This window comes from Actinocrinis sp. (assembly GCF_035938995.1).
Lineage (GTDB): Bacteria > Actinomycetota > Actinomycetes > Streptomycetales > Catenulisporaceae > DASZGI01.
The window spans coordinates 1-21,777 of record NZ_DASZGI010000175.1 but is presented as its reverse complement, the minus strand read 5'-3'; the positions used below and the strand labels follow the sequence as shown (position 1 = coordinate 21,777).

The window sequence follows — 21,777 nt, the reverse complement described above, 5'->3', positions numbered from 1 at the left end:
GTTCCAGGCGGGGGAGCCAGGACAGCCAGCGGGGCAGGGTCCAGTTGCGGTCGCCGAGCAGCGTCATCACCGCGGGGAGGAGCAGCACCCTGACGACCGTCGCGTCGAGCAGGACCGCGACGGCGAGGCCGACTCCCAGTTGCTTGAAGTCCTGCATCTCGAGCGTGCCGAAGACCGCGAATACCGCCACCATGATGACTGCGGCGCTGGTGACCGTACCTGCGGTCGCCTTCAGGCCGTGGGCCACGGCGTCGCGGGTGGTCATTCCGTGATCGTGTGCCTCGCGGATTCGGGACACCACGAACACGTGGTAGTCCATCGACAGGCCGAACAGCACCACGAAGACGAACAGCGGCAGCCACGACTCGATCGCTCCGGCCGGCCGGGTGCCGATCAGGCTCGCGCCCCAGCCGTGCTGGAAGACCGCGGTCATGACTCCGTATGTCGCGCCGACGGACAGCAGGTTGAGCACGATCGCGGTTCCGGCGATGACCGTCGAGCGGAACGCGACCAGCATGAGGATGAACGTGATCGCCAGCACGAAGACGAACACTGGGACGATCGAGCTGCTGAGCTGGTTGTTGAAGTCGATGCCGAATGCGAGATCGCCTCCGACCAGCGCCTCGGTTCCGGGCACCGCGTCGAAGGTCTGCGGCACGAGCGCCCGCAGCGTGTTCAGCGCGTGGATCGACCTTGCGTCGCTTCCCGACCCGGCAAGCGGCACATCGATCTGCGCGACGTTCGCAGCTTTGTTCACGGCGACGGTGATCGGTTCGCCGCGGGTGGGATCGCCGAGCTCACCGGTGTGCAGGGCTGCTTGCCGCAGGTCGCTGATCGCCTGTTGCACGGCCGGGGACTGGATGTCGGCGGCCTTCACGACGACGACTGCCGGGGACGGACTGTTTGGGAAGGCAGCGGTGATCTGATCGTAGGTGCGCAGGATGGGCGTATTGGAGGGGAACTGCTGGTCGTTGCTGAGCTTCGCGGTGTGCATGCCGAGCGCGGGCAGTGCGAGGAGGATGAGGAAGCCGACGGCGGCGCAGGCGAAGAACCGGGGCCGGGTCAGGACTTTCCCGAGTGTGGCGTTCCAGGCGCGGCTGGTGCGCGGGGAGGGGGAGCGAAGCGAGGCGGTGGGAGGGGTGGAGGGGGAGGGGGCGGAGAAAGGTGAAGTGGCGGAGTGGGTGGCGCGGCGCTTGGTGCGGGGCAGGCGGATGCGGCCGAAATCGATCTTGTCGCCGAGTATCGACAGCAGGGCCGGCAGCACCGTCACCGAGCCGAGCACGGCGGTCGCGACCACCAGGATCGTGCCCCCGGCGAAGCCCTCGAAGATATGCATCCCGGACAGGTACATTCCGGCCATCGCCACGACCACGGTCATTCCGGAGATCAGGACCGAGCGTCCCGAAGTCGCCGCGGCGATGCGGAGTGCTGCTTCGCGGTCGCGGCCGGCCCTTCTCTCCTCGCGCTCGCGGCGCAGGTAGAAAAGGCAGTAGTCCACCCCGACGGCCAGGCCCATCAGCAGCATCACCGAGCTCGATGACGGGTCCACCGGGGACAGGTGGCTGACCAGGGCCAGCAGGCCGAGCGCGGCGATGAACGCGGTGAGCGCGAGGATCACCGGCAGAACCGCGGCGAGCAGCGCGCCGAACGCGACGAACAGGATGCCCAGCGCCAGCGGGACCGCGGTCCACTCGGCGCGGGAGAAGTCCCGGCCGAGGGTGCTGTTCGCCCACTTCTCCCCGGAGGCGCTGCCGTACTCGCCGATCGTGAGGTCGGGGTGGGCTTTCTGCACGCCTGCCACGGTGTCGAGGACGGGTTGGACGCGGTCGGCTGCGGTGGTCGGGTCGCCCTTCATGTCGAACTCGATCAGTGCGCTGTGCCGGTCGGCCGACAGGAGGCCGGTGGCGTACGGGTCGCGCATGTTCTGGACTTGGCCGGTCGCCTGCACCCCGGCTCGCACGGACTCGACCGCCGCCCGGAACGCGGGGTCGGCGGCCGTGGCCCGGTCGCTGTGCACGAGCACCATTTCGCCCGCGGGGACGGTGATCCCGGCGTCGTCCAGGATCTGCATCGCTTGGGCCGAGTCCCGGGCGCCTTGCTGGGCGTCGGTGAGGTGGCGCTGCCCGGCCGCTCCGCCGACGACTGTCGCCAGGACGACGAACAGAAGCCAGCCGAGCACGGCCGCCTTGCGATGCCGGGCGCTCCAGCCGCCGAGCACGGCGGCGAGGTTGCGTCTGCTAGTCACGAGAACCCCCATGGTCAATCCGGTGCGGGTCACCGGCTTGCCCCATGACGCTACGGACCGTCGCGGAGCGTTGACATGCGGCTAGTAGGCGTCTTGAGGGTGTACCTACGTACACGGTGTATGTAGGTACACCGCCGGATCGGGCGGCTAAGCCCCGTGCGCGAGAGCGCTGCGGCGCCGAAACTGGACCCATGACCAGCCCCAGCATCAGCAGCAGCGCTAGCAGCAGCACCAGCACGCCTTACGCTCCGGCGGTCCGCGAATCCTGCTTCCGGCGTGCCGTTCTCAGCCCGTGGCGCGGCTTCGTCCTCACCCTGATCGCCGCCGTGAACATCGGGCTGTGCGTGACGCTGACGAACGCGATCGGGTTCCTGCTGCTCGGCGCCGGTGTCGTACTGCTGCCGGCCGGGATGGCGGTGACCCGGGCTCTGGCGAACCAGTCCCGCAGGCTGGCGCGCGACTGGAGCGGCGTGGAGATCCCCGAACCGTACCGCCCCCGCCCCCGCTTCCAGCCGGGCCTGATGGGGCTGGTCGAACGGTGCCGGTGGATCCTGACCGACCCGGCCTCCTGGCGCGACCTGCTCTGGACCCTGCTCGACCCGGCGATCGGCGGCGCGCTCGCGATGATCGCGCTGACGCTGCCCTTCTACGGGATATACGGAATCGTCATCACCTCACTGTGGCTGACGCTCACTCACGCGGGCTTCAACGACTGGTACATGTTCGTCCACGTGCACGCAGGCAACGAGCCGATGCGGTGGGTGCCGGCGGCTCTCGGCGCGGCGCTGATCCCGGTCTCCGCCTGGGCCTCCCCGGCGCTCATCCGGGTACACGCCCGGTGGACGCGCGTACTGCTGGCCCCGACCCGCCGCGCCGAGCTGTCCCGCCGGATCGAGCACCTCACCGAGACCCGCGCGGACGCCGTCGACACTCAAGCCGCCGAGCTGCGCCGGATCGAGCGCGACCTGCACGACGGCGCGCAGGCCCGGCTCGTCGCGATGGGCATGAACCTGAGCGCGGCCGAAGCGCTGCTCGACGAGCACCCGGAGGCCGCCCGGACCCTGCTGGCCGAGGCGCGCGAGGCCTCCGTTAAGGCGCTCACCGAACTGCGCGGGCTGGTGCGCGGCATCCACCCGCCGGTGCTCGCCGATCGCGGGCTCGGCGACGCGGTCCGCGCGATCGCCCTAGACAGCCCGCTGACAACACAGGTCTCGGTGGAACTGCCGGGCCGGCTCGAGCCGGCCGTCGAGTCGGCCGCCTACTTCGCGGTCTGCGAGCTGCTGGCCAACGCCGCCAAGCACGCCCACGCGCAGCGCTTCTGGGCCGACATCCGCCACCAGGACGGGCTGCTTCGGATCACCTGCACCGACGACGGCGTGGGCGGCGCGGACATGGAACGCGGCACCGGACTGCGCGGGATCGAACGCCGGATCGGTACATTCGACGGAGTCATGGCACTGACCAGCCCGCACGGCGGGCCGACCGCCGTCACCTTGGAGATTCCGTGCGCGTTGTCCTCGCCGAAGACCTCTACCTCCTGAGGGAGGGGTTGTCCCGGCTGCTCGGCGCGCATGGCTTCGAGATCGCCGCCGCCGTCGGCGACGGCCCGGCCCTGCTGGCCGCGCTGCGCACGCACCGGCCGGACGTGGCGGTGATCGACGTGCGCATGCCCCCGACCTTCACCGACGAAGGGCTCCAAGCGGCACTGGCGGCGCGCCGCGAGATTCCCGGGCTGCCGGTGCTGATCCTGTCCCAGTACGTCGAGCAGCTTTACGCCCGCGAACTGCTCGCGGACGGCACGGGCGCGGTCGGCTACCTCCTCAAGGACCGGGTCTTCGACGCCGAGCAGTTCACCGACGCGGTGCGGCGGGTCGCGGCGGGGGGTACCGCGATGGACCCGGAAGTGATCGCCAAGCTGCTGTCCCGCGGCAGCCGTCCGGAGCCCTTGGCAGCCCTCACACCGCGGGAACAGGAGGTTCTGGGGTTGATGGCGGAGGGCAGGTCCAACGCGGCGATCGCGCAGCGGCTGGTCGTCACCGAGCGCGCGGTGGCCAAGCACACCTCGAACATCTTCGCGAAGCTCGATCTGCCGCCCTCCGACGACGACAACCGGCGGGTGCTGGCGGTGCTGGCGTATCTCGATCGGTGAACGATCCCCTAGGGGAAACCCGGCGATCTTTGCAGCGGGCGCGCCCGCCGGACCTGGGTCGGAGGGTTCGTTGAACCGGCGACGGTTGCGAATTGCTTGACTGTCTAGGCGATTGCCGAGTTTCCGTGCTACCAATTGCTGCAAGCCCATGGCAAGCGCGCCGTCTGCAACGCACAATGTGTGAAACGCAGAGCGGCCTAAGGGGATCGGCAATGGCGCTTCCCGATCAACATACGTCGCGCGCGGTCCTGATAGGTATCGACGGTTACGCTACTCCGTCGGACCGGTCGTCATGGTCCGCGTCGGCGAACAGCAACGCGGTGGCGAACAACCTCGCGCGTCTCTCCGAGCTGCTCACCGACCCCGGCGTATGGGGGATCGAACCCGCACACTGCGCGGTGCTGTACAACCCGGCCGACCCGCGCGTGATCATCGACGCCGTGCGCGAGGCCGCCGGCACGCCGGAAGCCCTGCTCGTCTACTTCACCGGCCTCGGCCTCCAGCTGAACTACGAGAGCCTGCGCGCCGAGCTCGCCTTTCGCAGCAAGGCCGCGGCGAACGCCGTCGTCCTCGACTGCTTCTATCCCGGCTGGGGCGGCTTCGGAGCGCCCCACGTACTGCCGCAGCCGCCGCTGCCCGACGAGCCGGGCGGGAGCGGCATCACGCTGCTCGCCGCCGCGGCACCCGCGCCCGACGTCTGGGCGCCGATCAACGAGCGCTATACGGCATTTACGGGCGAACTGGTGCATATCTTGGAAGAGGGGCTTCCGGAGGCCCCTAAAGAACTTTCCTTCGCCGTACTCGATGAACACATCCGTCGCCAATTGGCTACTAAGAGCAGCCCGATACAGCAAAGGTGCACGGTGGATTCCACACCGCACGGGCCGATTGTCCTCTTTGCGAATAGGTACACGACCGGTCAAAGCCAACCCTCGGCCTCCTCATCGCAGCCGAAACTGAGCGAGCAGGACGCCGCGGACCTCGCGCTCACCGCTCCGGCGTTCGCCCAGCGGCTGCGCGAGATCCGCGCGTCCGGCGAGAACGACACCGCCGACCGGCTCCTGACCGCGATGGCAGGCGGGGGCGACAGCGCGGAGGTCGCGCTGCTCCTGGTCCTGCTGCGGCTCGAGCAGCGCGAGCGCGAGGCGGACCTCGCGCTCGACGTGATCGTCGCGCGCCCGGCGGACCATCCGGCGGAAGTCGCCCTCGGCCTGCTGCGGCTCGGCAACAGCGAGGAGTGCCGACGGCTGCTCGCCGCGGCGGCCTACCGCCCGCCGGTCCAGGTCGCCCTGCTGGCGCAGGCGCTGACCGTGCGCGGCTGCGAGGCCCAGACCGCGCAGCTGCTCGCCGAGGCGGGAGTGCGCGCCGCGGCGTCCTCGTCGATTCCCGCGTTCGCGATCGCGCTGCTGGAGGCGGATCTGGCCGGTCCGGGCCGGCCCGCGCTCACGGCGGCGATCCGGCAGTGGTCGGCCGATCGGATCCTCGCCCTCGCCGAGGAGCTGGACGCGGCCGGAGCCGGACTGTTCGCGTACGCGGTCTACGCGCAGGCCGGCCCCGTGGTCGCGGAGCACTGGCCGGCCGACCGGATCGCCGCCCTGATGCGCCGCATGGCCGACGCCGGCGCGGACGACTGTGTGGCCGCCGTCCTTGTGGCCGCCGCCGACACGACCGGCGCGTTCCCCTCGATGATCGCGTATCTGGCCACCGCGCTCATGCTGGTCGAGCTGTCGGACGCCGCCCGGCAGCTGCTCGACCGCGTCGTGCCGAACTTCTCGGACCCCGAACTCGAGGCGCTGACCTCGTACCTGGACGCCGGGCGCCAGAGCGCGCTGTCGGTGCGCGCGTTCGCGGCCGCGGGGATCGGCCGCCCGGCGAAGGCCACCCTGGCGTACATGGACGTCCTGCGCAGGCACGGCCAGCCCGCGAACGCGGGCAAGGTGCTCGCCATGGTGGTCGCGGCACGGCCCGCGATGGCGGTCGAGCTGCTCGCCGAGTTCCGCGCGGCGGAGCGGCACAACGACGCGGCGCGGATGCTGGACATGACCGCCACGGCCGATGCCGGGCTCTGTGCGACGGTCGCGGCGGCGCTGTGGGCGGCGGGCGGACACGATGACGTCGACCTGCTCGTACGCGGCCTGATCAACCGGCCGCTGACCGAGGTCGCCGTCGCGATCACCGCCTTCTCGAAGTTCTTCGCCACGCAGGCCGGCCGCACCGGATCCGCTTTCGCACCGGCCGCGCACAACCCGTTCGCGGTTCGGCTGCTCGACCGTCCGACGCACGAGTTCGTCACCTCGATCAGGGACCTGCGGGGGGTCGGACAAGCAGAGCAGGCGGACCGCCTCATCGAAGCCCTATGCGACGGCACGCCCGATCTGGTCGCCGCCGCGGCGCTCGGCCTGGCCCGCTCGCGGCTGCCGCAGGACGCGGGCACACTGCTGGACCACTACGGGACGCGCGCCGCGCCGGACGCCGTCGCGCAGGTGTTCATCCAGCTCTGGCGCTCCGGCGGGGACGGCACGGGAGTGCTGGCCACGGCCGCGCTGACCGGCCGCGCGGACTCGGCCGCGGTGCTCGAAGCGATCCGGCGGCTCGGTGCCGGGGACGCGCTCGACCGCCACGTGGCCTGGCTGGCCCGGGCGCTGCCGATCGACGGCATAATCGCGCTCTGCGTCGGCCTCGCGGACCAGGACGCGGTCGACGAGGTGGAGGCGATGCTCACCCAGAGCGCCGCGCGCGACGACGTCGAGGCCCTGAGCGCCGCGCTGCACCAGGTCGGCCGCCACTCGCTGGCTTACCACCTGGCCGAGCGCCGGTCCGAGCTGATGGGAACCGGCTGACCGGCGATTCTTTTTAGACACGCCCCAGCGGTCGGCGTGCCCGCCGGAGATCAAGCCTCCGGCGGGAAGAAGCCGTCCACGAACGGATTGCGGAACTTCCCCTCCGGGTCGAACGCACGCATCAGGCCACGAAAGTCGTCGGCGTGCTCGTACATCGCGGACACCTGCGAGGGCGGCACGTGGAAGACCTTGCCCCAGTGCGGGCGGGCGCCCAGGGGCAGCAACCGCTCCTCGACGGCGTCCAGCACCGGGTCGACGGCGCCCGCGTCCTCGATCCAGGTGAAGTGGAACGAGGCGGTGTCACGGCCGTACGCGGGGCTGAGCCACAGGCCGTCGGCGGCGATGGTGCGCAGCTCGGAGATCTGAAGCACCGGGGCGAGCCGGTCGCCGAGTCGCCGCAGCTCATCGAGCGCCGTGGGCACGGCGGCGCGGTCGAGGAAGAACTCCGACTGGAGCTCCTCGCCGCTGCTCGGCGTGAATTCGGGGCGGAAGTGGGGGAGCCGCGCGAACCAGGGGCCCGGCACGTCCAGCTCGGTGACGTTCTCGGCCGGCTGCGCGGGGACCGGGTGCCGCGGCCGGTCGGCGAGGAGGGCACCGAGCATGGCCGGTTCGGGTGCGGGCTCCCGCGTCGCGTCAGCGCGTTGTTTCACCCAGACGTCGGCGGTGCCCGACTGCCAGTTCGTGAAGACGCTGACACTGTAAGCCGCGGCGAAGATCGCAGCGGGCTGCGCCGCGAGAGCGTCCAGCGGCAGGCCCACGTATACGTGCTGCGCGAGGTCGAAGGTCGGCACCAGGTCGAGAACCACCTCGGTGACGACGCCGAGCGCACCCAGGGCGACGACCGCGCCGTCGAAGCGGTCGGGATCGGACGCGCGGCCGAGCTCGATCACGTCGCCCCCGGGTCCGACCATGCGCAGGGCACTGACAGCGGTGGCGAGGTTGCCCAGCGCGTTTCCCGAGCCGTGCGTTCCGGTGGCCACCGCTCCGGCGACGGAGATATGCGGGAGCGACGCCATGTTCGCGAGCGCGTAGCCCGCGGCGTGGATCGGCTCGGCGATCTCCGAATAGCGCAGACCCGCCGACACCCGCGCGGTGGCGGGCGCGGCCTGCGACGCCGGGGTCACGGTGACCTCGCGCGGGAGTCCGGCCACGCTCACCAGGGTGTCGGCCGTGTCCGCGATCCGATTGAAGGAGTGCCCTGATCCGAGTGCGCGCACCGAACGGGCCGCGGCCACCGCCCGGCGCAGCTCGTCCAGCGATTCGGGTCGATGGACGCGTGCTGCGCTGAAGGTGATGTTCCGCGCCCAGTTCAGCGTCTTCGCGGAGTCGGCTGTCGTCACGTGCGCGCCTCGCCTGCCTGGCCGGTGGGACTACCTGCGCGACGACGCTACTGCATTCGGCTTCAGAGCCCGGCGAAGTGCCAGCTGAGGCCGTGGCCGGAAGCGGAGTGCAGCGCGAGCACGACGAAGACGACCAGGTCGGCGACGCCGAGCGCGAGGGCGACCAGCGCGCGGCCGCGGCGCCGGGTACCGCCGCGCAGGGACATCACGGCGAGCACGATCGCGAGCGGGCCGAGCACCGGGTTGCCGACGAGCAGCCCGATCAGGCCGGAGACGAAACCGACGACCGCCTTGCCGTCGCGGTCCGCACGCTCGCGCCGGGCAGCGGCGTCAGTGCGCGCACTGCCTGCGGCTAGCACAGTGTCTGCTGCTCGCGCGGTGACCTCAACGGGAGCCATGGTGACCTCCCCGGCGGGCGATCGCGGTTCGACCGGCGAAGATGACCAGCCACAGGGTGATCCCGGCTAGCATCGCGAGCGCGACCGGACCGGTGACGAACGAGACCGCGCCCATCAGGAACGCGAGGACGGCGAACGCCGCCAACAGGACGAACACGGGACCCTCCTCCCGACCGGTCCGGCGGCGCCGTGCGCTCGGCCGAACCGGAATCCGTAACACTTGTTCACTGAAATCCAGAGTACACTCCGCAGAATGAGCAAACAGTCGTTTACCGAGTGAGATGGCCCACACTCCTGGCATCCGGGCCGCCCGCAAGCAGCAGACCCGGCAAGCCCTGCTGGACGCCGCGCTGCGGCTGCTCGAACAACAGAGCCTGAGCAGCCTCGGGCTGCGTGAGGTCACCCGCGAAGCCGGTATCGCGCCCGCGGCCTTCTACCGGCACTTCCTCGACGTCGTCCACCTCGGCGTCGCGCTCGTGCACGAGTCCTTCGGCAGCCTGCACGCGATGATCGGCGCCGTCCGGACTGAGGCGGCCGGATCCGACGAGGTGATAGACCGCACGGTGGACGTGATCGCCACACATGTGCGCGAGCGGCGCGGCCATTTCCAGTTCATCGCCCGCGAACGCCACGGCGGCGTCGCGCCCGTGCGCGCGGCCATCGCGGAGGAACTCGACGCCTTCACGCGCGATCTCGTCGGCGACCTGGCACCGCTGCCGGAGCTGAGCGAGTGGAACGACGACGACCTGCGCATGCTCGGCGAGCTGTATGTCAATCTGGCGCTGCTCACCGCTTCGGCGCTGCTCGACGCCGGGCCGGACGACGCCGCGGCCGAGCGCCGGGTGACCGAGACGGCGCGCCGCCAGCTCAGCCTGATCGCCGCGGGTCGTCGGCACTGGCCCGACCCGACACGCCCGCCGCGACCGCGACGCGAGACGCCGTAGGCCCGCGCCTCCGGCCGGAATCGACTTCCGGCGCGCAGCTGTCGGTGCACTGGTCCACCATGGAGACTGTGCTGCTCGCCGAAGTCGTGGAGGCCTCCGCCGCGGTGACCGCGACCCGGTCCCGGCTGGCGAAGGTCGACCTGCTCGCCGCCCTCGTGCGCAGCGCCGCCGGGCCGCAGGAGCTGCGCGCCGTGGCCGCGTTCCTGGTCGGGCTGCCGCTGCAGGGGCGGATCGGCGCGGGCTGGCGGACCCTGGTCAAGCTGGACGCCCCCGCCGCGGCGGAGCCGACGGTCAGCGTGGCCGAAGTCGACGCCACGCTCGACGCCGTGGCGAACACCAGCGGCACCGGGTCGACCGCCCGCCGCGGCGAGTTGCTCGCCGCCCTGTTCGTCCGGTGCACCGAGGCCGAGCAGGAGTTCCTGATCCGGCTGATGACGGGAGAGCTGAGGCAGGGCGCGCTTGAGGGCGTCATGCTGGACGCGATAGCGAAGGCGGCCGACGTCCCTGGCGAACAGGTCCGGCGCGCGTTCATGCTCTCCGGCTCGCTGCCCGAGACCGCCGTCGCCGCGATCCACGGCGGCGCCGAAGCCCTGGCCGCCGTCCGCCTCGAACTCGGCCGGCCGCTGCGGCCCATGCTCGCCTCGCCCGCCGAATCCCTCGCGGACGCGCTGGAGGAGCTGGGCGAGGTGTCCGTCGAGTACAAGCTGGACGGCGCGCGCGTGCAGATCCACCGCGACGGCGACGACGTGCGCGTGTACACCAGAACCCTGCGGGAGATCACCTCCGCCGTCCCCGAGCTGGTCGACCTGGTGCGCGCCCTGCCGTGCCGGTCCGCGGTCTTCGACGGCGAGACGTTGGCGCTGACGGACGACGGCCGCCCGCGGCCGTTCCAGGAGACGATGAGCAGGTTCGGGGCCGCTTCGGCGCGGGACCTGCTACTGCATCCGTACTTCTTCGACTGCCTCCACCTCGACGGCGTCGACTTGCTTGACGCGCCGCTCGTCGAGCGTCAGGAGGCGCTTGCCCGGGTGGCCGGACCCTACGTCATCCCGGGCGTCACACGGCCCGACGCGGACGCCGCCTCGACGCTGCTGAAGAACGCGCTCGCGGCCGGGCACGAGGGCGTCATGGTTAAGGCACTCAGCTCCGTATACGCCGCGGGCCGACGCGGACGGGCCTGGCAGAAGGTCAAGCCGGTGCGCACGCTCGACCTGGTCGTGCTGGCCGCCGAGTGGGGGCACGGGCGACGCACCGGGCTGCTGTCGAACCTGCATCTGGGCGCGCGCGACCCGGACGGCGGGCCGCCGGTCATGGTCGGCAAGACGTTCAAGGGGTTGACCGACGAGCTGCTGGCCTGGCAGACCGAGGAGTTCCCCAAGCACGAGACCCGCCGCACCGACTGGACCGTCTACCTGCGCCCTGAGCTGGTCGTGGAGATCGAGCTGGACGGGGTGCAGGTGTCTCCGCGCTACCCGGGCGGGGTCGCGCTGCGTTTCGCCAGGGTGCTGCGCTACCGCCCGGACAAGGACGCAGCCGACGCGGACACGATCGACACCGTCCGGGCGCTGCTGCCGGGCGGGCGGTCAGAGGCCGCCGCGGAGTAGCGCCGGCCGCCGCCGCGGGCTGCGAAAACAGGCTGTGTGAAGTCTTTCGCCGCGGCCGATTTCACCTCGCTTCGCGACCGAAGAACCGAAAACGCGATCACGGCGTCAAGGGAGGCAAACCACCCCGTGCGGGACCGACGGCGCCGGGTAGTAAGCCCGCATGGTCAACGGAGCGCACACGGGTGAATACTGGTCAAGGGCTGGTCGTACCGATGCGGTGGGAGGGTCACGCATGCGCAATGCGCGTGGCGGCATAATCCGGAATTTCTCCCTCTTCGTCTGGCACCTCATAGCGTTCGTCGTGGTCAGCGCGCTCGCAGGGGTGATGATCGCCGGGATGACGATGCCCGTGCTCGCCCCGGCGGGCCTCGCCGCGAAGACCGTCTCGGGCAACTTCGAGGACCTCCCCGCCGACTTCCAGACCCCGGTCCTGCCGCAGCGCTCGCGGATCCTGGCCGACGACGGTTCGCTGATCGCCTACACGTGGAGCGACGACCTCGGCGGCAACCGCGTCGTGGTGCCCATGTCGCAGATCAACCCGGTGATGCCGCACGCGCTCGTGGCCGTCGAGGACATCCGCTACTACCAGCACGGCGGCGTCGACCTCAAGGGTACGATCAGGGCCCTGCTGCACAACAGCCAGGGCGGCAACATCCAGGGCGGCTCGACGATCACCCAGCAGTACGTCAAGAACGTGCTCATCCTCGAGGCCGGCACGGACAAGTCGAAGCTCTACGCCGCGACCGCCGACACGTTCTCCCGCAAGATCACCGAGCTCAGATACGCGGTCGCGCTGGAGCAGCAGCTGAGCAAGGACCAGATCCTCGAGCGCTACCTGAACCTGGTGTACTTCGGCAACGGCGCATACGGCGTGGAGGCGGCGGCCGAGCGGTACTTCTCCACCACCTCGGACAAGCTCACGGTCACCCAGGCGGCGCTGCTGGCCGCGATCGTCAACAGCCCGACCCTCTACGACCCGTTCCAGCATCCCGCGCAGGCCCTGGCCCGCCGCAACATCGTGCTCGACGACATGGCGAGCCCGACTCTGGGCTACCTCACCCCGCAGCAGGCGGCGGTCCTGAAGGCCACGCCGCTCGGGCTGAACCCGACCAACCCCGCGCACGGCTGCATCGTCGCGAAGGGATCGGCGTCGTTCTTCTGCAACGACGTCTACCAGACCTTCGTCAACGATCCGGACTACGGCGCCACCCAAGCGGACCGGATCGCTCTGTGGAACATGGGCGGCCTGACCATCCGCACCACCATGGACCCGACCGACGAGACCGCCGCCGACACCGCGATATCCCAGCACACGTATCCGACCGACCGGGTCGCCTCGGCGCTGGCGATGATCCAGCCGGGCACCGGGCAGATAAAGGCGATCGCACAGTCCAAGTCGATGGGCGACGGCACCGGACAGACCTACCTCGACCTGGCCGCCGACCCCGCCCACAACGGCAGCGGCGGCTACCAGGCCGGCTCCTCGTTCAAGATATTCGTCGGCCTCGCGGCCCTCACCGGCGGCTGGGATCCGTCCAAGGTGATCTCCGTTCCGAGCCCGATGGACGACGCCGGCACCCGCATCGCCGCCTGCGCGCCCGGCCAGAAATACGTCACCTGGCCCGACACCTACCATCCGAACAACGACAGCTACCAGGGCTTCAGCGGGCCGCTCGACCAGGCGTTCTGGTTCTCGGTCAACACCTACTTCCTGACCCTGGAAGAGCAGACCGGCGTGTGCCGCCCGGCGCAGATCGCCCAGTCGATGGGCGTGACGATCGACAACGACAACGGCACCGGCGCCCCGCTCGGCCAGTTCCCCTCCTTCACCCTCGGCACGAACCTGATCACCCCGATCGAGATGGCCGCCGCCTACGCGACCATCGCCGCCCAGGGCAACTACTGCAAGCCCTACGTGATCACCGGGGTGTCGGACGTCGCCGGGCGCCAGTACCCCGGCCAGGCCCAGAGCTGCCGTCAGGTGCTGGACCCGAACATCGCCAACGAGCTGACCGCCATCCTGCGCGGCGTGCTCACCCAGCCCGGCGCGACGGCGGACGGGCTCGGCATCGGCCGCCCGGCCGCCGGGAAGACCGGCACCACCACCAGTTCGATCGCCACCTGGTTCGACGGCTTCACCCCGCAGCTGGCCACGGCGGTGTGGACCGGCTTCATCAACCCGAACACCCTCAAGGGCGACTACATGGGCAACATGTCGGTGGGCGGGACGTACTACTACGGCCAGATCTTCGGCGCGACGATCTCCGCGCCGATCTGGCAGCAGGCGATGCGCAAGGCGATGTCCGCGCTGCCGGTGGAGGACTTCACCGCCCCGACCGGCTTCCCGCCCGAGCCGCAGTGAGATGGCTCAACTCGGTTGACCGGGCGGCAGCAAATGATCGCATGGCGGGGATTGGATTAAGGCGTCCCGGCCATGCGATCTTTCGGTGCGGCGGTGGGGGAGCGAAGAGCCAGTTGGGCGCCGCGCGCACGGCGCCTACGGCGCCCGCCACACGGCGCACAGACAATCCTTTCGACGGATTGTTCGCCCACCCGGCCCATGGCGCGCGCCTCCACCCCCGCCGCCCGCCACCATGGAGGTATGCACGATGACCAGGCGATCGCGTTCCTGACCCGCGGCACCCGCACCGGCAAGCTCGCCACCTCGACCACCTCCGGCGTCCCGCACGTCGCGCCCGTCTGGTTCGTCGCCGACGGTCGCGACCTGGTCTTCACCACATCGCGCCACAGCATCAAGGGCCGACAGCTGCTGGTCAACCCGATCGCGGCGCTGTGTGTCGACGACGAGGAATACCCGTACGGCTTCGTGCTGGTGCGCGGCCCGGTCACCATCGCCGAGAACGCGCCGGACCTGCTGCACTGGGCGACGCGCATCGCCGAGCGTTACGTGCCCGCCGGGCGCGCCGAGGAGTACGGGCGGCGCAACGGAGTCGAGGGCGAGCTGCTGTGCCGCCTGCGCCTCGACCGGGTCACCGGCGCGACCGAGATCGCGCTCTAGATTCGCGCGGGTCGCCGGGACTGTTCGGTACGCCTTAGACCCCTGACACCGCCACGACGGAGTCCACCGTGCCGATGTAGGCCTTGCTGCCGCTCAGCGTGGGCGCGGTGAACCGGGTGGTCGGCCCGACCGAGACCTGCGCCACGACATGGCCGTCGCTCGGGCTGAGCTCGTACAGGATGCCGTCTCCATAGTCCACGACCCAGACCGCCCCGCCGCCGACCATCGGGGACGAGGCGTTCTTCACGGACGCACGCCACAGGTCGGTGATGCCGCTCGCGCCGACCGACAGCGCGCGGATCTCCGTGGGACAGGGCACGTACACCGTGGTGCCGGACACGGGTGCCGAGCCGAAGGCCGGGCACTCCTGCTTCTGCGCGATCTGGCCGCCGACGCCGCCGAGGTGGTCGCCGCTCAGGAGATACGCGGTGCCGCTCTTCCCGACGATCAGCACGTTGCCGCCGACGACCGCGGGCGACATCGCGCCGAGATCGAAGTCGCCGGCGTTGTCCGCGGCCCAGGTGGTCGGGGCGAAGTAGCCGGTGCGCGTCAGATCCGCGGTGAATGCCAGCACGGAGTCGCTTCCGTCGTAGGCGCCGCCCGCGGCCGCGCCGTTGCCTACGGACGCGAACAGCGTGCTTCCGCTCACCACGAGACCGCCCGGCGTCCAGATACCGGCCTCGCGCTGCGTCGGCACGGAGTAGGAGCGCTCTACCGCCGCGGCGTTCGAGCCCGGACCCGCAACCGGGAATGAGACGACCGACCCGTTGTAGTAGCCGCAGTCGCCGTAGAGACCGCCGAAGGGCACGTACACGCGTCCGAACGCAACGGTCAGCGCGCCGCGTTGCTGGGTCGCCGAAGGATATCCGTGCGGCGCCTCGATCTCGGTCTGCCACACAATCGACCCGGTCGACGGATCCAGTGCGGCCAGCGTGTGGTGGCCGAGGCCGCCGACCTCGCCCACCGCGAACAGCTCGCCGCTCGCGGGATCGTAGGCCATGGTGGAGGTGATGCCGAGCGGGAAGATGTCGCCGCACGGAAGCGTCGACTTCGGTGTGGGCTTGCCGAGCGAGGTGTGCCACAGCACCTTCCCGGTGGTGGCGTCGAGCCCGTATACGGTGTCGTTCTCGGTCGCCGCGAGGATCAGGCTGCCGAGCACCAGCGGTTGTCCGTAGACTGCGCCGTCCAGGGGTGTGCGCCAGGCCACGCTCAGCGCGCCCGGCGGGCGAAGGCCGACCGCGACGCCGTCACGGGCGTTATCGCGGTTGTACGTCGTCCAGTCGCCGGGATCGACCGGGAGTGGGGTCACCGAGTGCGTGGACGTGGGCTGATTCGCCGACGCGGTGGCGCCGCCCTGATCCGGCGGCGATGCGGACGCAGCCCCCTGGTTCCCACCGGAGCATGCGCCGATCAGCGCGGCGATCCCCAGCACCGCACCGGCCGTCGTCGCGACCGTCCGTCCGCGCCGTCGGCTGCCGCTTTCCCAGCCCCGCTTCATCGTTCCACTCTCCCAGGAATCGTGCTCGCCAGCCCCGAAGTTGCTCGTCAGTTAGCTTTACCAATCCTCTTGACATCCGTGTGGTCTAGTCCAATTATGGTGCGCGGAGTGGCATGGACCATTGACTCCGTACGGCTACGGCGACGCCGGGCGGACCAGGTTCCACCCACATCGCGTTTACCTACCCATGGATCTTCACACTCTATTTCGCCGATTCAGCCTCTCGGGAGCAGCATATGCAGCGTCGCACAGCCCCGACACGCACATCGCCCGCCACCGGTTCACGCAGCCTCCGCGCGGCCGGCCCGCTGCGCGCGGCAGTGACCGCGCTGGCCACAGCCGCCGGCGCCTGCGGGCTGCTGGCCGTAGGCGCCGGCGCCGCGCACGCCGCGAGCGTCACGCCGACGCACGTGTTCGCCCCCTACTTCGAGGCGTGGACCGGCGACGACCCGGCCACGCTCTCCCAGGAGTCCGGGGCCAAGTACCTGACGATGGCGTTCCTCCAGACCCCGTCCTCGGGTTCGTGCACGGTCGACTGGAACGGCGACACGAGCATGCCGGTCTCCTCCTCCACCTTCGGCAGCTCGATCAGCAGCATCCAGGCGGCGGGCGGCAACGTCATCCCGTCCTTCGGCGGATACACCGCGGACACCACGAACACCGAGATCGCGGACAGCTGCACCAACGTCAACTCGATCGCGGCGGCCTATGAGAGCCTCGTCACCACGTACAACGTCACCCGGATCGACCTGGACACCGAGGCGAACTCGCTGACCAACAGCGCCGGCATCGACCGGCGCAACAAGGCGATCGCGCAAGTGGAGAGCTGGGCCGCGAGCACCGGGCACACCGTCCAGTTCTCGTACACGCTGCCGACCACGCAGACCGGCCTGGCCTCCAGCGGCCTCGCCGTGCTGCAGAACGCGGTGAGCAACAACGCGCGCGTCGACGTCGTCAATATCATGACGTTCGACTACTACACCGGCACGCCGCACGAGATGGCGACGGACACCGAGACCGCGGCCGCCGGGCTGGAGAGCCAGCTCGCCTCGCTGTACCCGTCGAAGAGCGCGTCCCAGCTGTGGGGCATGATCGGCGTGACCGAGATGCCCGGCATCGACGACTACGGCGCCGCCGAGACCTTCACCACCGCCGACGCCAACACGGTCTACAACTGGGCCGTGGGCAAGGGAATCGACGAGCTGTCGTTCTGGGCGCTTCAGCGCGACAACGGCAACTGCCCGGGCAGCGGCGGCCAGGGCAACTGCTCCGGGATCTCGCAGAGCCAGTGGTACTTCAGCCACACCTTCGAGCCCTACACCGGCGGCAGCAGCAACCCGGGCAACGACTTCTCGCTGTCCGTGTCGCCCGCGTCCGCGGCGGTGAACCCGGGATCGTCGGCCTCTGCGACGGTCGGCACCGCCGTCACCTCGGGCTCGGCTGAGACCGTGAGCCTGTCGGCGAGCGGCGCCCCGTCCGGCGCGAGTGTGTCGCTGAGTCCGGCGTCGGTCACGTCCGGCGGCTCGTCGACGCTGAAGGTGACCACGTCGTCGTCTACGCCGGCCGGGACGTACGCGATCACGGTGACCGGTTCGGCGGCGTCCGGCAGCCACAGCGCGACCTTCACCCTGACCGTGAACGGCTCGGGCACCGGCGGCGGGTCGCTCACCAACGGCGGCTTCGAGAGCGGTTCGTTCAGTCCGTGGACCAGCCAGCCGGGTGACGCCGTGGTCGGCAGCCCGGTGCACTCCGGCAGCCACGCCGCGCAGATCAGCCCGAACAACAGCCAGACCGGTGAGATCGACCAGGCGGTCAACCTGTCGCCCAACCACAGCTACACGCTGACCGCGTGGGTCCAGGGCAACTACGCGTACGTCGGCGTGACCGGCGGCGCCAGCGCCAGCACGTGGACCTCGTCGGGCTCGTGGACGAAGCTCACGGTGCCCTTCACCACCGGCTCGTCCGGAACTGTGACAGTGTTCTGCCACGGCTGGTACGCCCAGGGCAACGTCTACGCGGACGATTTCGCGATCAACTGAGCTGACGCAGCCGGCGCCAGCCGCTGAACCTCTGTGAACCGCGGCCTCGTCTCGGAGCGCAATGCCCCGAGACGAGGCCGCGTCAGTGTTCTTTGTCCGAGTTCGGCTCGCGCAGCCGCTCGCGGAGGCTGTCTGCCTCCGGCAGCTCCAGCTCCTCGTACAACGCGAGCGCCTTGCGCCATTGGGTCCGCGCCATCGAGGCCTCACCGGACTCCGCGAGCAGACCGCCGATCCGCTCGTGAGCCTTCGCGCGCTCCAGCGGCGCGGCCGCTTTGCGCGCGAAGGCCAGCGCCGTCCGGTACGACTGCAATGCCTCGTCCCGGCGGCCTTGCCGTGCGAGCACCGCGCCCGATGCAAGGCGGGCATGAGCGTGCAGCAACGGGTCGCCGATGCTGTCCGCCAGAGCGCTGGCGCGCTGCAGGTGGTCGAGCGCATCGGTCAGCCGTCCCAGCGCGCGGAAGACCTCTGCGATGTTGACGAGAGTGTCGAACTCGTTGCGCCTGTCTCCCATGCGCATGTGCGTCTCGAGCGCCTCGTTAAAGCAATCGAGCGCGGCGGCGTGGTCTCCGGTCGAGCTGTACACGGCCCCGATGTTGTTCGCCAGGACGGCCAACCGCTGCGGGTCAGCGTGCAGCCGGGCTAGCGTCATGGCCTGCTGGAAACAGCGCCGGGCGTCGCGGGTCTGACCGAGCCTCTGATGCATCTCGCCGAGATTCGTCAGGCAGTCGCGCTCGGATACCAGGTCATGGATCTCGCGCGCCGTTTCGAGGGCGGCGGACATGCGCACGATGCCCTCCGCGTGCCGACCGAGTTCGAAGACGATGATCGCGAGGTGGTAATCGGCGACGGCGCGTCCCCGCTGGTCGTTCAGCCGGGCGCGGAGCACGGCCGCGGCGCGGAACCGGCTCTCGGCCTGGGTCGGCCGCCGCGCGTGCCAGTGGATGCGCCCGAGCTGGAACAGCGCGTCCGCCTCGCCGGCCTGATCGCCGAGATCGCGCCACAGCTCCAGCGCGGTCTCGGCGCAGACCCGGGCGGACTCCAGATCGCCGAGCCGCCAGTGCGCGCCGCCCAGGTCTGTCAGGGCCCTGGCCTGTCCGGGCCGGTTGCCGAGTCCGTAGCAGGCGCCGAGGGCGATCTCGTGCGCTTCGACAGCCTGCTTCCAGTAGCCCTGCCGGTCGAGGTACCGGCCGAGCACTTCGGGCAGCTGGGTCGCGTGCCGCCGGAAGCCGTGCGCCTCCGCGTGCCGGATGGCGGTGAGCAGATTGGTGTGCTCAGCGGCCAGCCAGGCATTCGCTTCGTCGGTGGCGGCGAGCCGAGGGATGTCGCGCGGCTTGTGGTGCACGAGCGGCGCGCTACGGCGGTGCCAGGGTTGGATGACGCGTTCAGCTCGGTCCGCGACGTAGAGGTAGTAGTCGAACAACCGCCGTTGCGCGAGATCCCGGTCCTCGTCGGTCTCCTCGATGTGCGCTCGCTGACCGGCGTATCCGCGTAAGAGGTCGTGCATCCGATAGCGGTTGCGCACCGGCTCATCCAGCAAGTTCTGGCCGACGAGCACGTCGAGCGCGCGATCGGTGTCCGCGGCCGGGGCGCCGTGCAGCGCGGCCGCCGCGTGGAGACTGAACTCGGTGCCCTGATGAAGACCCAGGCCACGGAACAGCCGCTGCTGATCCGGAGCCAGACCTCGATAGGACAGCGCGAAGGCAGCGTTCACCGGCTGGCCGAGTTGGTCGCCCTCATCCGGGTTGTTGCGCGTGTACGCCATCCGCTGCGCGAGGTCGCGGACTGTCCACGCCGGGCGCGAGCGTAGATGCCCAGCCGCCACCACGACGGCCAAGGGCAGATCCGCGCACAGCTTCGCGACTTCTTGGACCGCCTCGGGATCGTCGGCGCGCTCGGCTCCGACGTGCTCGCTGAACAGGCGCGCCGCCTCGGCCGCGGGCATCGGGCCGAGCATGTGCGCGTGAGCGGTGTCCAAGCTCGACAGCCGGGCGCGGGAGGTAACCAGGACGGCGCACCCGGGTGAGGTCGGCAGCAGGGGTCTGACCTGGTCCGCGTCGTGCGCGTCGTCCAGCAGGAGCAGGATCCGCCGACTCGCGGTGTGGGCGCGCCACAGGGCCGACAGCGTCTCCTGCGCATTGAACTGCTGGAGGTCGGACAACTGCCGGCCGATCATGCTCAGCAGTGTGACAAGAGCCTCGGTGGGCTTCATCGGTTCCTGGCGGGGGTCGTGCCCGCGAAGGCCCAGTTGCAGAGTTCCGTCCGGGTACTTGTCGCGCAGTCGATGCGCGGCGTGCAGGGCGAGCGTCGTCTTCCCGACGCCCGGCATGCCGTCCACGACGACGACGGGCGCTGAGAACCCGGCCCGCGCGTCGTGCTCGAGGTGGGAGAGCAGCGTCCGCAGGTCCTCATCCCGGCCGACGAAGCGCCGTTGATCGGGTCCAAGCGTGTCGGTCGTGGCGGTCGAGGCGGCTGCCGCTCCCGAAGCCGTCGCGATATTCGCGGGCTGCGACTGCGACGTCTCCTCTCGTGCCGGACCGAGCCCTGGATCGCCCTTCAGCATCCGCTGGTGCAGGTCCTGCAGATCGCGGCTCGGCTCGAAGCCGAGCGACCCCCGAAGCCGGGCGCGCGTGTCTCTATAGGCGGCCAGCGCCTCGGCGGTCCGCCCCGCGTTGTAAAGCGCTGTCATCAGCAGGCCGACGGTCTTCTGGTCCACCGGCCCGCGCGCCGTCAGCCCGGTCAACTCGCTGATCAGCCCGTCGTGCCGGCCAAGGCGCAGCTCGAGCTCGATCCGCCTGAGCGACACCGCTCGTTCGCGTTCTACCAGGCTGGTCCGGGTCGCCTGGGCCCATTCGCCGGACAGCCCGGCCAGCGGCTCGCCGCGGAAGAGTGCGCACGCCTCGCGCAGCAGCTCTACCGCAGCCTCGGGAGCGGCGGCGGCGAGCCCGTCGGCCTGTTTGACGAGCGATTCGAAACGGCGCAGATCGATGCTGTCAGCCGGGACCGCGATCCGATATCCCTGCGTCAGAGTCGAGCTGATCACCGTCGCGTCGGCGCCGGCGTCCCGGAGCCGTTTGCGGATGCGCGAGATGTAGACCTGGAGCGTCTCTCGCGCAGACGGCGGCTGCTCTTCGCCCCACACACATTCGGCGAGCCAGTCCGCTGACACAGTGCGGCCGACCGCGAGCAGGAGCGCGGCGAGAACGCACAGCTCCTTGCGGCTCCCGAGGTCAACGGGACGTTCACCGATCCAAAGCTCGACAGGCCCCAGTACGCGGAACTCCACCCGGTTCCCCTCCGCGGGGCGCCACACGCCCCAGTGGTGGCGGTACGTACACCGGCATTGTCTCCCCGTAGCGACGCAGAGGCCATAGATACCGGGAGGCGCGTTGTTGCCCTTTTCGGCAACGTTTGCGTAAGGGAATCTCCAAAACGATGCAGTATCCGAGTTGGGATTTCCAGTGCGTCAGACCGGAATGAGAGTCAGTCGGCAATCCAGGACGGCGCACCACTCGATGAGGCGCAGCAGCCGGGGATTGCGATGCGCGGTCTCCCACATGTGAATCGTCCACGCACTGACGCCCAGGCGGTCCCCGACCATCTCCTGGGTGTAATCACGTCTGCGGCGCGCATCAGCGAGAACGAGCATCATGCACCGCATCCGGTACGCCTCGAGCGACTCGCCCCGCAGCAGGACGGGCCGC

15 protein-coding genes are annotated in these 21,777 nt (G+C 70.3%); 8 read left to right on the top strand and 7 right to left on the bottom strand.

The genetic code is table 11. From position 1 onward, the window contains the following. A partial coding sequence (locus VGZ32_RS12730) for an MMPL family transporter (protein ID WP_326886181.1) occupies positions 1–2,245 on the bottom strand: 2,245 nt, incomplete at its 3' end. 191 nt (positions 2,246–2,436) lie between these two features. Here VGZ32_RS12730 and VGZ32_RS12725 point away from each other — a divergent pair. The 3 genes from VGZ32_RS12725 to VGZ32_RS12715 all read left to right on the top strand — a co-directional run bounded on the left by VGZ32_RS12725 (position 2,437) and on the right by VGZ32_RS12715 (position 7,234). Further along, positions 2,437–3,786 (top strand): sensor histidine kinase, encoded by a 1,350-nt coding sequence (locus VGZ32_RS12725; protein WP_326886180.1) that lies wholly within the window; start codon positions 2,437–2,439, stop codon positions 3,784–3,786. Further along, complete coding sequence (locus VGZ32_RS12720; protein ID WP_326886179.1) at positions 3,750–4,394, top strand: response regulator transcription factor; 645 nt, start codon at positions 3,750–3,752, stop codon at positions 4,392–4,394. Before VGZ32_RS12725 ends, VGZ32_RS12720 begins: the two co-directional genes overlap by 37 nt. Positions 4,395–4,606: 212 nt before the next feature. Further along, positions 4,607–7,234: a hypothetical protein gene (locus VGZ32_RS12715; protein ID WP_326886178.1), complete on the top strand. Its 2,628-nt coding sequence runs from the start codon at positions 4,607–4,609 to the stop codon at positions 7,232–7,234. A gap of 50 nt (positions 7,235–7,284) precedes the next feature. Here VGZ32_RS12715 and VGZ32_RS12710 read toward each other — a convergent pair whose 3' ends face one another. From VGZ32_RS12710 to VGZ32_RS12700, 3 genes are all read right to left on the bottom strand, one after another. Further along, positions 7,285–8,574 (bottom strand): D-arabinono-1,4-lactone oxidase, encoded by a 1,290-nt coding sequence (locus VGZ32_RS12710; RefSeq protein ID WP_326886176.1) that lies wholly within the window; start codon positions 8,572–8,574, stop codon positions 7,285–7,287. 62 nt (positions 8,575–8,636) lie between these two features. Next, entirely contained in the window at positions 8,637–8,972 is a 336-nt protein-coding gene (locus tag VGZ32_RS12705) for a hypothetical protein (protein ID WP_326886175.1), read from the bottom strand. Continuing rightward, positions 8,959–9,129 (bottom strand): hypothetical protein, encoded by a 171-nt coding sequence (locus tag VGZ32_RS12700; RefSeq protein ID WP_326886174.1) that lies wholly within the window; start codon positions 9,127–9,129, stop codon positions 8,959–8,961. Before VGZ32_RS12700 ends, VGZ32_RS12705 begins: the two co-directional genes overlap by 14 nt. A 124-nt stretch (positions 9,130–9,253) precedes the next feature. On the opposite strand from VGZ32_RS12700, the gene VGZ32_RS12695 reads away from it, so the two are divergent. From VGZ32_RS12695 to VGZ32_RS12680, 4 genes are all read left to right on the top strand, one after another. Then, entirely contained in the window at positions 9,254–9,916 is a 663-nt protein-coding gene (locus VGZ32_RS12695) for a TetR family transcriptional regulator (protein WP_326886173.1), read from the top strand. Positions 9,917–9,984: 68 nt separating this feature from the next. Beyond that, the gene (locus VGZ32_RS12690; RefSeq protein ID WP_349263583.1) at positions 9,985–11,520 is read left to right on the top strand and encodes an ATP-dependent DNA ligase; all 1,536 of its coding nucleotides are present in this window, start codon (positions 9,985–9,987) and stop codon (positions 11,518–11,520) included. A gap of 232 nt (positions 11,521–11,752) precedes the next feature. Next, the gene (locus tag VGZ32_RS12685; protein WP_326886171.1) at positions 11,753–13,882 is read left to right on the top strand and encodes a transglycosylase domain-containing protein; all 2,130 of its coding nucleotides are present in this window, start codon (positions 11,753–11,755) and stop codon (positions 13,880–13,882) included. A gap of 240 nt (positions 13,883–14,122) precedes the next feature. Further along, the gene (locus VGZ32_RS12680; protein WP_326886170.1) at positions 14,123–14,539 is read left to right on the top strand and encodes a PPOX class F420-dependent oxidoreductase; all 417 of its coding nucleotides are present in this window, start codon (positions 14,123–14,125) and stop codon (positions 14,537–14,539) included. Positions 14,540–14,573: 34 nt separating this feature from the next. On the opposite strand, the gene VGZ32_RS12675 is transcribed toward VGZ32_RS12680, so the two are convergent. Next, entirely contained in the window at positions 14,574–16,037 is a 1,464-nt protein-coding gene (locus tag VGZ32_RS12675; RefSeq protein ID WP_326886169.1) for a PQQ-binding-like beta-propeller repeat protein, read from the bottom strand. A 236-nt stretch (positions 16,038–16,273) separates the two neighbouring features. Here VGZ32_RS12675 and VGZ32_RS12670 point away from each other — a divergent pair, with 236 nt between their 5' ends. Continuing rightward, complete coding sequence (locus tag VGZ32_RS12670) at positions 16,274–18,076, top strand: glycosyl hydrolase family 18 protein (RefSeq protein ID WP_326886168.1); 1,803 nt, start codon at positions 16,274–16,276, stop codon at positions 18,074–18,076. A gap of 82 nt (positions 18,077–18,158) precedes the next feature. Here VGZ32_RS12670 and VGZ32_RS12665 read toward each other — a convergent pair whose 3' ends face one another. Together VGZ32_RS12665 and VGZ32_RS12660 are read right to left on the bottom strand one after the other, a co-directional pair. Then, positions 18,159–21,359 carry an AfsR/SARP family transcriptional regulator gene (locus VGZ32_RS12665; RefSeq protein ID WP_326886167.1) on the bottom strand — a complete coding sequence of 1,067 codons (3,201 nt, stop codon included), beginning with the start codon at positions 21,357–21,359 and terminating at the stop codon, positions 18,159–18,161. Between the two features lie 180 nt (positions 21,360–21,539). After that, on the bottom strand, positions 21,540–21,777 hold a 238-nt coding region (locus tag VGZ32_RS12660; protein ID WP_326886166.1), incomplete at its 5' end, for a helix-turn-helix transcriptional regulator.